The following is a 10,331-nucleotide window of genomic DNA, read 5'->3' as shown; positions in this document are numbered from 1 at the left end:
TGGAGCTGTATGGCGCGTTCATCGATCTTGGTCTGGACGCGACCGGCCTCATCCACATCTCGAAGCTCGGCGCCGAGCAGGTGAACCGCGTTTCCGATGTCCTTCAGGAAGGCCAGGAGGTAACGGTCTGGGTCGAGAAGGTTGATCCGGCGCGGCAGCAGGTCATGCTGACGATGGTTCCCCCGCTGGCTGTGGACTGGGGCGAGTTGGACACCGAAAAGGTCTACACCGGCAAGGTGACTCGCCTGGAGAATTTCGGCGCTTTCGTCAACATCGGCGCGGAGCGCGAGGGCCTCGTTCACATCAGCGAACTGAGCCACGACTACGTCAAGCACCCCAGCGAGAAAGTCAAGGTCGGCGACGAAGTCGAGGTTAAGGTGCTGGGCTTCAACCGGCGCAAGCGACGCATCGACCTGAGCATGAAGTCGTTGCTGGAGAAGCCCGAAGCATCGGCCACCTCGGCCCGTGGCGGCGGTCGCTCAGAGCGAATGGGCCAGGACCGCCCAGAACGCCGCGGCGGCGACCGCGACCGCGGCGACCGTCGTCGTCATGATCGGCGCGAAACGCAGGAGTTCGAGATCGTCGATGACGAGCAGGAAGAAGTCCCGACCGCAATGGAGATCGCGCTGCGGCGCGCCCTGGGTAACGAGACGATTACGGCCGTCAAATCGGAGCAGCGCGGCGGGCGCAACAAGAAGAAAGGACAGCGCGATGACCAGCGCCGCGTCCAGGAAGACCTGTTGCAGCGTACGCTGACCATGCAGAGCGAGAATTAAGTCCGACCGATTAGAAAACGCCGGTCGGCCAATCGATCATTAAGGCAGTCAGGGGCGTCCCCGCCGGAACCTCCACCACCCCTTCCGGCACAATCAGGAGCGCGTTTGCCTTCACCAGCGATGTCATGATGTGTGACCCCTGGCTGCCCGTGGTAATTGCTACGTACTCCCCATCCCCCCGTCTCGTCACGACCGCCCGCACATAGCTCTCGCGCCCATCTGAGCGCATCGCCTCCAGGAGCGTCGCCGGAACGGTTGGCCGTTCCAGATCGCGGTGACCGCCCATGCGCAGGATGGCCGGCCGGGCGAAGCGCTCGAAGGAAACCATGGCCGAGACGGGGTTGCCAGGCAGGCCCAGATAGGGGATGCCCTGGTAGCGACCGAAGGCCAGCGGCTTGCCCGGCCGCATCCGCACCCGCCAGAAAGCCACCGAACCGGCCGCGTCCAGCACTGCCTTCACCACGTCGTAGGCCCCCACCGAGACGCCGGCCGAGCTAACCAACAGGTCAACCCCGGCAGCCACGGCCGCATCCAGATGGGCGCGAACGTCCGCCTCCGTGTCGCGGGCCACGCCGAGTGGGATAGCCTCGCCGCCTAGCGCTCGCACCTGCGCGGCCTGGGCATAGCCGTTGCTATTGCGTATCTTGCCGGGCGTCAACGGGACGGTTACGTCCACCAACTCATCGCCGGTTGCCAGAATGCCGACCCGCGGCCGGCGCACCACACTCACGTCGGCCATGCCCAGCGAGGCCAGCACGCCGATCTCCTGGGGACGCAGGATGTGGCCCGCCTCCAGCACCGTCTCCCCGGCGCGGATGTCTTCGCCGGGATAGCGCACGTAGTCGCCGGCCGCGACGGCGCGCCGGATGGCTATCCGCTCCGGCAGCGGCCGGGCGGCGTCTCGCCACGGCTCGTCGGTGTCCTCGACGGGCACAACCGCGTCGGCCCCAGCCGGGAGAGGCGCGCCCGTCATAATGCGAGCTGCCGCGCCAGACGTCAGGATCACGTCGCTAGGCCGGCCGGCGGCGATGTCGGCCACGACGCGCAGGATCGCCGGCTCACCCGGCCCAGCCTCAGCCACGTCGGCGGCGCGGACGGCATAGCCGTCCATCGACGAGTTGGCGAAAGGGGGCAGGCTGTCGCGGGCGACGACGGATTCGGCCAGTACGCGACCCAGGCAGTCGAGCAGCGGCACACGCTCCGGTTCCACCACCATCACGGTGTCCAGCACAATCGCCAGGGCCTCGGCGACGGTCAGCATCTCCGGGTTAGACATAAGAGGGTATTGTCCGCAGATTAGGCAGATTGGGAGGCAGCAGGGCTGGTTGCCAAACGGCCATCGAGTTCCAGGTCGGGCGCGGCGGCCTGCATGGCGAGCAGGACGTTCTCAATGTGGGCCCATAGCTCGAGCTGGCCGCCGAAGCAAACTCGGCTGAAGTCGTCCGTCATCTGGGCCACGTGGTCGCGATCCACGCCGGCGGCGAAGCGCCGGTCTTTCCACTTCTTGCGCAAGGATGGGACGCCCACCTCGGCGATGTTCATCGAGGGTTTCACCAGGGTAGCGGCGATGATCAAGCCGGTGATCTCGTCGCAGGCCAACAGGGCAAAGTCGACAGGCTTCTCGCGCGCGACGCCGGTTCCTTCGGTATAGTGGGAGAGGATGACGCGGATCGTCTCCTCGTCCCACCCCTCGGCGCGCAGAATGGGCGCGCCCATCATGGGGTGTTCGTTCAGATTGGGGTGGATCTCCCAATCAAAGTCATGGAGCAGGCCGACAGCGGCCCACTCCTCGGCGTCATGCCCCAATCGTTCGGCGTAGAAGCCCATGGCGGCGCTGACGGCCAGCATGTGGCGGCGCAGGCCGCGGTCGCTGACGTGGCGACAGACCAGTTCCCAGGCGTCGGCGCGGCTCTTCACGTCATTCACCTTCCGTCGCTTCGCTGGCCGGGCCTTGCTGCTTCGCGCCGCAGTCGCAGCCACCGCTTTCGTGCTTGGAGCAGCCCGCCTCGGCCTTTTTCTTCAGGGCCTCTAGCTCCTCCAGCGGTTCGATCTCGCGGCGGAAGACCTCATGCACCGTCTCCTCCACCAGCACCATGACCGAGTCGCGCAGCGGGCGCACGTCGAGCACCTTGCCTTCGCCGTGGGGCGTGCCGATGATCTTGCCCGCCCGCGGCAACTGCTTCTTGGCCTCGACGTACTGCTCGTACTCATAGACCAGGCAGCAGCGCAGCCGGCCGCACATGCCGGTGATCTCCTGTGGGCTGAGGGAGATGCCCTGCTCTTTGGCCATGCGGATGGAAATGGGGCTGAACTCGGTCAGGAAAGTGGAGCAGCAGCGCGGGATGCCGCACGCGCCGTAGCCGCCCATCATCTTGGCGACATCGCGCGGGCCGACCAGTTGCATCTCGACACGGGTGCGCAAGATGCGGCCGAGCGCGCCCTGCACCTGCCGTACGTCGAGCTTCTTGTTCTCGGTGGTATAAGCAATGGTCAACCAGGAGCCATCGAAACTGAATTCCGCCTTGACAAACTTGGCGTCCTTGATACCCGCCTTGGACGCTTCCTCGCGGCAGGTGATCAGCGCGTCCAGTTCCTTCGACTCCCACACCTGCTTGAGCACCAGATCGCGCGGCGTGGCCCGGCGCTGCACAACGCGCAGCCCCTTGTGCCGGTGTACTTCGTCGGGCGGGATGAAGGCGATCACCTGCCCCAGTTGTTTGCCCCGCTTGGTTTCGACGATCACGTGATCGCCGGGGGCCAGATCTTTGTGGGAGCCGACCTTGAAGTGGTAGAGCTTCCCGAGCTTCTGAAAGCGAACACCAATGAAGTCAGAGGTTTCGCCAGGCGCCATAACAGTGGCCATAGGACTACCTCGTAATAATCGAAAAGTACCGCAGTGTACATTTATACCGGAAACAGGCCCGATCCGGCAACTTGACATATTTATGGAGGTAGAATTAGGAAGAGGAACACAGAGAGACACGGAGGGCAGACACAGAGTTCCACAGAGCAAGAGTGTTTCTTCCTCTGTGGAACTCTGTGTAATCTCCGTGTCTCTCTGTGTTCCTCTTCGCTCAGCCGATCATACTGATCGGGATAATGTTGTCCGCCTGTACCTGCAACGTCAGCACGCTGACCCGCGCCGCCACTTCGCGGGCGATTTGCCGCAGCGCCAGGGCCGCCTCCGACTCGGGGTAGGCGATGACGATGGGCCGGCCGCTGTCGCCGCCCTTACGCACGTTGGCGTCGAGCGGAATTGTGCCCAGGTAGGGCGCATTGTACTCTTTCGCCAGCTGCTCGCCCGCGCCCGTGCCGAAGAAGTCGCCGCTCATATTCTCAATGACGCCGATAATAGGCACTTCCAGCTTCTCGAACATCTTCAGGCCGCGCAGGGCATCGAGGGCTGCCACCTGCATTGGCTGGGTGACGATGATGGCCCCCGACAGCGGCAAGACCTGGGCCAGTGTCAACTGGGCGTCGCCCGTGCCCGGCGGCAGGTCGATGACGAGATAGTCGAGTTCGCCCCAGGCCACATCCGTCAACAACTGGCGGATGGCGCTGTGGAGCATCGGCCCGCGCCAGATCAGGGGTTGGTCCGGCTTGACGAGAAAAGCCATCGAGATGAACTTGACGCCGTAGCTTTCGGCCGGCACCATCAGGCGATTGCGCGGCGGCGGCATTTCGTTCTGGCCCATCATGATAGGCACATTGGGGCCCAGGATGTCGGCGTCCAGCAGGCCGACGCGCGCCCCTTCCTGGGCCAGGGAGATAGCTAGGTTGACGGCCACCGTCGTCTTGCCCACGCCCCCCTTGCCGCTCGACACCGCGATGGTATTGCGAAACGCCTGGCCGATCTGCTCGCCGACGCGCCGGTCGGCGGGAACGTTCGCGTCCCACTTGATCGTTACCTGTCCCACACCAGGCAGTTGGGCCAGCGCCGCGCGGGCGTCTGTCTCCATCTTACCGCGTAACGGGCAGGCGGGCGTCGTCAGCATAATGGTGAAGCTCACGTCGTTGCCCGCCATCTGCAAGTTGCGGATCATGTTCAGCGACACGAGGTCGCGGTGTAGCTCGGGTTCGATGACGGTGGACAGCGCTTTCATCACTGCCTCTTGCGTGAGGGCCGGCTGCTCTGTCTTTCGTCCAAACATGTGTACTCTCCAATTGCGATAAAGCACAATCGCTCCAGGCGGAGCGATTGTGAAAGCGTTTCACTCAGTAGCCCTTAGTACTGCGCGCCTCGATAGGGCAGTTGCCGGGCGTCGTCATTCGACAGGCGCGGCGCCTCTTCGGCCTGATCGCGCTTCTTGGCCTTGGCGGCCTCGGCCATCTGCCGGCCAGCCTCTTCGGCTGCGGCGCGCTTGGGATTGATCTCGCGCCAGTAGCTCAGCGGCTTGCTCAGCCGCTCCTTGTCGTGGATGTGGGCCGAGGTGCGGTCGTAGCTGGCCAGCTCGTAGTCGTGGTCCATCTTGATCGCGTCGAACGGGCAAAACTCGGCGCACAACCCGCAGTTCATGCACATGTCGATGTCGATGAAGAACTTCTCCGGCTCCGGCTTCGGCCGGCCGTTGGGCAGCTTGCCGCGCAAGATCCAGATACACTGCGGCGGGCACACCTTGGCGCAAATGCCACAGGAGGTGCACCAGTCATGGCCCCAGCGCTGGCCGGGCGGCGGGTCGTCGGTCACCAGAAACGGCACAAAGCGGAAGCGCTCTGGCGACGACAGTTTTTCTTCGGGATAGAAGACGGTCACGACGCCTTCCCCCTTGGGACTTTGCCGGACGGCGAAGGCCGCGTCGTTGTAGTATCGGCCGCCCTTACTCGCCCATTTTATGTCGTCGAGATAGGTCTGAACGAAATGGCGCAACGTAACCGCCATTCCCTTGACAATGCCCATTCCGTACATAGAGTCTCCGTTCCCTTGCCTTACAACAGACTTCGCAGTTGCAACCTAGAATCTGCGCAATCGCGGCTGAGGACAGCCGTGCGAAATCTGCGGATTCTTCCTCTTACCGATCGACCTCGCCCAGGACGATATCGATGCTGCCCAGGATCGCCACCACATCGGCCACTTTGTGCCCGCGAGACATCGGGCCGAGCGCGGTCAGGTTGATGAACGATGGAGCGCGAACGTGGTAGCGCTGCGGGTTGGCGTCGCGGCGCTTGGCGGTCACGTAGAAGCCCAGTTCGCCCTTAGGGTTCTCCACCCGGCCGTAAGATTCGCCGGCGCGCGGCGCGCGCAGAGCATACTGCGGCTTGTCGTTGACGACAGGCGCGCCCTCTGTCCGTCGCAGGTGGGGCAAGATTTGCTCCAGGATGCGCAGACTCTGGCGCATCTCGTCCATGCGCACCAGATAGCGGTCGTAGATATCGCCGTTGTAACGCACCGCGACATCGAAGTCGAGGTGATCGTAGTAGGAGTAAGGCTCAGCGCGACGAATGTCGTAGGCCACGCCGCTGGCGCGCAGCAGCGGGCCGGCCGTACTCAGATTGATCGCATCCTCCGGCGACAGGTAGCCCACGCCGATGGCCCGCGCGCGGACGATCTCGTTGTTGGTCATCAACTCGTCGCCCTGTTCCAGCACCCGCGGCAGCCGGTTGAAGATGAGTTCTTCCAGGTACTTCAGCGTCGGCATCCCACGCACTTCGTCAGGCAGGTCATAGGCCACGCCGCCGAAGCGCATGTAGTTGTGCATCATGCGCGAGCCGGTGACCGCTTCCATAAAGTCCACGATGAGTTCGCGCTCGATGTAGAAGTAGAGCATCGGCGTCTGCAACGCGCCCAGGTCATTGAGCAGGAAACCCAGCGCCCACAAGTGGTTAGCAATGCGGATCAGTTCGACCATCAGGATGCGCAGCCACTCGGCGCGCTCCGGCACAGTTAGCCCGAACAGCTTCTCGATGGTCAGCGCATATCCGAGGTTGTTGGACACACCGGAGAGGTAGTCCAGCCTGTCGGTGAACGGCATGTTCATGATAAACGTGTTGCGCTCGCCGATCTGCTCGTGGTTGCGGTGGAGGTAACCCATGACGGGCTTGAGGTCTACAATGGTCTCGCCGTCCAGCGTCACAACCATGCGGAAGACGCCGTGGGTGGACGGGTGCTGCGGCCCCATGTTGACCGTCACCTTGTCCGTCTTCAGCCCGGGGGTCGCGTCGCGCGTGTAGGAGAGGCCCAGGTAAACGTCCGTCTCCACGTCATATTCGTCGCCGGAGGGCAGCCAGCCGGGTGGATACTGCACGTTCTTGCCGTACGGGTTTTTCTCCTCCGCGCGGAAGACCTGACCATCAGGCCAACGGCTGCCGAAGGGCTTGTGCTCCTCCTCATAGAACGGCTCGCGCCAGTCCTTGCGCAGCGGGTGACCGTTAAAGCCGTCCCAGGTCAGGATGCGGCGCGGGTCGGGGTGGCCCAGGAAGTGGAAGCCGTACATGTCGAACGCTTCGCGCTCCTGGAACTCCGCGCCGCGGAACACGGGCACGAGAGTCGGGATGACCGGCTCGTTCCGATCTACCTGTACCTTCAGCACCACCGGGCCGCCGCCGCGGTTAATGCTGTACAGATGGTAAACCGCCTCCAGCTTGCCCTCTTCGATGTAGTCGACGCCGGTTACGCTCGACAAGTAGTTGAAACCCAGTTCATCGCGCAGCGACTTGGCGACTTCGGGGATGGCATCGGCGTAGACGATCAGCCCTTCATACCCCTCGCGCGTGTCGTCGCTGACCACGTCGGGGAACAGTTCCTTTAAGCGGGCGATGGCTTCCTGCGCCGGGGTCAGGGCGGGAGCGGCCGGTTCGGCCATGCCGGGTTCTTCAAGGATTGCTTCGCTCATCGTTTCATCTCCGCTTACTGGGGGTTGACCGTCTTGGGGGCGTCTTCTACCTGGGGCGGGCGCTCCGGCTCCGCCTCGGCGGCACGCACCGGGTCCTCAACCGGGCGCCTGGCCGCTTCCCGGCGGATAACGTCCAGTTGCCGCACATCCACCAGGTCCGGGCCGAGGACGGGCACCGGATAAAGGCCAGCCGTCGGGTCTTTCTTGTTATACCAGGGGGCGGTGGCGATGGACTGCTGGTCGATCTTTTCCTGCAATGCGATCAGGCCATTGATGAGAGCCTGAGGAGTGGGCGGGCAACCGGGCACGTATACGTCCACCGGCAGGAACTTGTCGATGCCATCCACCACGTTGTAGCCTTCTTTGAAGGGGCCACCGCCGGACGCGCACGCGCCCATGCTGAGGATGTAGCGCGGCTCCGGCATCTGGTTGTACAGGCGAACGATGGTCGGCACCATCTTTTTAGTGACTGTGCCGGAGACGATCATCAGGTCTGATTGGCGCGGCGTGGCGCGGAAGACCTCCATGCCGAACCGGGCCAGGTCGTACCGGCTCGACGCCGTGCAGATCATCTCGATGGCGCAACAGGCCAGGCCAAAGGTTACCGGCCAGATAGAGTTGCGCCGAGACCAGTTGTAGACAGGGTCCAGCAACTTCGCGATGTTGGTGATAAAGACATTGCTCGCCACTTCCTCCGGTACCGCGATGTCACCGTTGGCGGCTCCCGTATTCGCTACGGTCATGCTAGGTCGCCTCCTCGTACCAAACAGTTAGAATATCAAGCAAGAACTGCTCAGTCACCAGGGCAGGGTCATCCTGGAAGCCGGGCAAGGCTTCGACCAGCGCGGTCAACTCGGCCAAACTGATGTCGATAGGCCGGCGGTTGGGGTGGTGCTCCATTAATGCGACCACAATGGCGTAGGTCGAATCCCAATAGAGTTCAGGTTCGTGGTCAGTCAAAGGCTTTTCCCGACTGCTCTTTAGCGCTAAGTATAGTGCATAGTGATCAAGTGGTCGAATTGTAGCCTCTGAGAAATTCGGCATTCTGCGCAAGCATCTTATGCACATTTTGCTCATCTCTCCCTATCACGGCGGCAGCCACCAGGCGTGGGCCGAAGGCTACCGGCGGTATAGCGCCCACATGGTCGAACTGCTGGCGCTGCCGGCGCACTTCTGGAAGTGGCGCATGCACGGCGGGGCGGTGACATTGGCCCGCCGCTGGCTGGCGGCCGGCGCTGGCCCGCTTCCCGATCTGTTGCTGGCGACCGACTTGCTCGATCTGACCACCTTCCTGGCCCTGACCCGCCAGCAGACGGCGGACATCCCGGCGGCCGTCTACATGCACGAGAACCAGCTCACCTACCCCCTGCCCGACGACCCCACCACCGGCCCCATGCGCCGGCAGTTGGGCGAACGCGACCGCCACTACGCCTTCATCAACTACGCCTCCATGCTGGCCGCGACGCGCGTGTTCTTCAACTCCCACTACCACCTGACCACCTTCTTCGACGCCCTGACACCTTTCCTGCGCCACTATCCGGAGTACAACGAGTTGGACACGGTCGAACTGCTGCGCGGGAAGAGCGAGGTGTTGCCCGTCGGCATCGATCTGCGCCGGCTCGGCGCGGAGCCGCCCAACCTGGAGCCGGCGGCTCCCCCGCTCATCCTGTGGAACCAACGCCTGGAGTACGACAAGAATCCGGAGCAGTTCATCCGTGTGCTGAACGAGCTGGCCGCGGAGGGCATAGCTTTCCGGATCGCCCTGTGCGGCGAGCGGTTCGGCGCGCCGAGTCAGGCGTGGCAGGAAGGCGTCACGGCGCTGGGGGCGAGGGTTATTTATGATGGTTATGCGAATGATGAAACGTATCGCCGCCTGCTCTGGGAGGCAACGCTCACCTTCTCCACCGCCCATCATGAGTACTTCGGCATTTCCATTCTGGAAGCCATCGCCGCGCACACGCTGCCGCTACTGCCCAACCGGCTGAGCTACCCAGAGATTATCCCGCCTGACTTCCACGCCCACTGCCTCTACCGCAGCCGTGACCATCTCATGGCGCGTCTGCGCTGGGCGCTGAGCCGGCCAGCCGAGGCCGGCGCCATCGCCCGCCGCCTGGCCGCGGCCACGGCCGGCTATGATTGGGTTGCCCTCGCACCCACATATGACCAAAAACTGGTCGCTATTGTCGAAGGGGCCAGACCTGAATGAATCACGCACCCCGGCCAGCACAGGGCGCACCGCAAAGCTTCAGAAATCTGCGTAATCTGCGAAATCTGCGGATTCCTTCTTCACGCTTTGCGGAACCAGAACCAACCGGAATGCCAGGCAGGCCGATCCTCCACTTGCGTCAGGCCACGTTCCAACCGCTCCAGGACGAAGGCGTCGCCCAACGTCGCGTAGATGGTCTCTTCGGCGATGCCGCGCGGCCCCTCCTCGCCCGGCGGCTCCACCTCGTCGCGCAAGTGGGCGAAGAGAACGTAGAGCCCGCCCGGCCGCAGCAGGCGCGCCAGTTCAGCGTGGTAGTCGACCAGCATCTCCTCGCTGAAGGAGTGCATGCAGCCAACGTCAATCACCAGGTCATAGACTGGCTTCAAGAAAGATAGCGCTGTGGCCGACGCCACGTGGAAGCAGACGCGGTCGGCGACGCCGGCGGCTCTTGCCCTACGCCGCGCCTCGTCCACGGCCTGCGGGACGAAGTCGATACCATCTCCCACCCAGCCCCGCGTC

At 63.6% G+C, this 10,331-nt stretch carries 11 protein-coding genes and 1 pseudogene; 2 read left to right on the top strand and 10 right to left on the bottom strand.

The annotated features are described in order from the left end of the window. Positions 1-776, top strand: a 776-nt coding sequence (locus tag ACE3UY_RS12595; protein ID WP_374687864.1) for a S1 RNA-binding domain-containing protein, incomplete at its 5' end; no start/stop codon positions are given. A 10-nt stretch (positions 777-786) separates the two neighbouring features. On the opposite strand, the gene glp is transcribed toward ACE3UY_RS12595, so the two are convergent. The 9 genes and pseudogenes from glp to iscX form a co-directional block, all read right to left on the bottom strand. After that, positions 787-2,052, bottom strand: coding sequence for a gephyrin-like molybdotransferase Glp (glp, locus tag ACE3UY_RS12590; RefSeq protein WP_374687863.1), 1,266 nt, complete (start codon positions 2,050-2,052; stop codon positions 787-789). A 20-nt stretch (positions 2,053-2,072) separates the two neighbouring features. Then, complete coding sequence (locus tag ACE3UY_RS12585) at positions 2,073-2,702, bottom strand: HDIG domain-containing metalloprotein (RefSeq protein ID WP_374687862.1); 630 nt, start codon at positions 2,700-2,702, stop codon at positions 2,073-2,075. Beyond that, positions 2,695-3,639 carry a stage 0 sporulation family protein gene (locus ACE3UY_RS12580; RefSeq protein ID WP_374687861.1) on the bottom strand — a complete coding sequence of 315 codons (945 nt, stop codon included), beginning with the start codon at positions 3,637-3,639 and terminating at the stop codon, positions 2,695-2,697. The genes ACE3UY_RS12585 and ACE3UY_RS12580 overlap by 8 nt, the downstream gene beginning before the upstream one ends. A 211-nt stretch (positions 3,640-3,850) precedes the next feature. Beyond that, on the bottom strand, positions 3,851-4,927 hold the full coding sequence (locus ACE3UY_RS12575; protein WP_374687860.1) for an Mrp/NBP35 family ATP-binding protein: 1,077 nt from the start codon (positions 4,925-4,927) through the stop codon (positions 3,851-3,853). A gap of 74 nt (positions 4,928-5,001) precedes the next feature. After that, the gene (locus ACE3UY_RS12570; protein WP_374687859.1) at positions 5,002-5,643 is read right to left on the bottom strand and encodes a 4Fe-4S binding protein; all 642 of its coding nucleotides are present in this window, start codon (positions 5,641-5,643) and stop codon (positions 5,002-5,004) included. A 142-nt stretch (positions 5,644-5,785) separates the two neighbouring features. Next, on the bottom strand, positions 5,786-6,892 hold the full coding sequence (locus ACE3UY_RS12565; protein ID WP_374687865.1) for an NADH-quinone oxidoreductase subunit D: 1,107 nt from the start codon (positions 6,890-6,892) through the stop codon (positions 5,786-5,788). A gap of 285 nt (positions 6,893-7,177) precedes the next feature. Continuing rightward, a pseudogene (locus ACE3UY_RS12560) lies at positions 7,178-7,576 on the bottom strand (NADH-quinone oxidoreductase subunit C); the annotation flags it as partial. 44 nt (positions 7,577-7,620) lie between these two features. Further along, positions 7,621-8,295 carry an NADH-quinone oxidoreductase subunit B gene (locus ACE3UY_RS12555; protein ID WP_374687858.1) on the bottom strand — a complete coding sequence of 225 codons (675 nt, stop codon included), beginning with the start codon at positions 8,293-8,295 and terminating at the stop codon, positions 7,621-7,623. 55 nt (positions 8,296-8,350) lie between these two features. Beyond that, the gene (gene iscX / locus ACE3UY_RS12550) at positions 8,351-8,566 is read right to left on the bottom strand and encodes a Fe-S cluster assembly protein IscX (RefSeq protein ID WP_374687857.1); all 216 of its coding nucleotides are present in this window, start codon (positions 8,564-8,566) and stop codon (positions 8,351-8,353) included. Between the two features lie 100 nt (positions 8,567-8,666). On the opposite strand from iscX, the gene ACE3UY_RS12545 reads away from it, so the two are divergent. Next, complete coding sequence (locus ACE3UY_RS12545) at positions 8,667-9,812, top strand: DUF3524 domain-containing protein (protein ID WP_374687856.1); 1,146 nt, start codon at positions 8,667-8,669, stop codon at positions 9,810-9,812. Positions 9,813-9,892: 80 nt separating this feature from the next. On the opposite strand, the gene ACE3UY_RS12540 is transcribed toward ACE3UY_RS12545, so the two are convergent. After that, the coding region (locus ACE3UY_RS12540) for a class I SAM-dependent methyltransferase (RefSeq protein ID WP_374687855.1) at positions 9,893-10,331 on the bottom strand (439 nt) is incomplete at its 5' end.

The sequence above is a fragment of the Promineifilum sp. (SeqCode) genome, from assembly GCF_041918635.1.
Lineage (GTDB): Bacteria > Chloroflexota > Anaerolineae > Promineifilales > Promineifilaceae > Promineifilum.
Note: the sequence above shows the minus strand (reverse complement) of the source record. Positions and strands in the feature narration are given on the sequence as shown.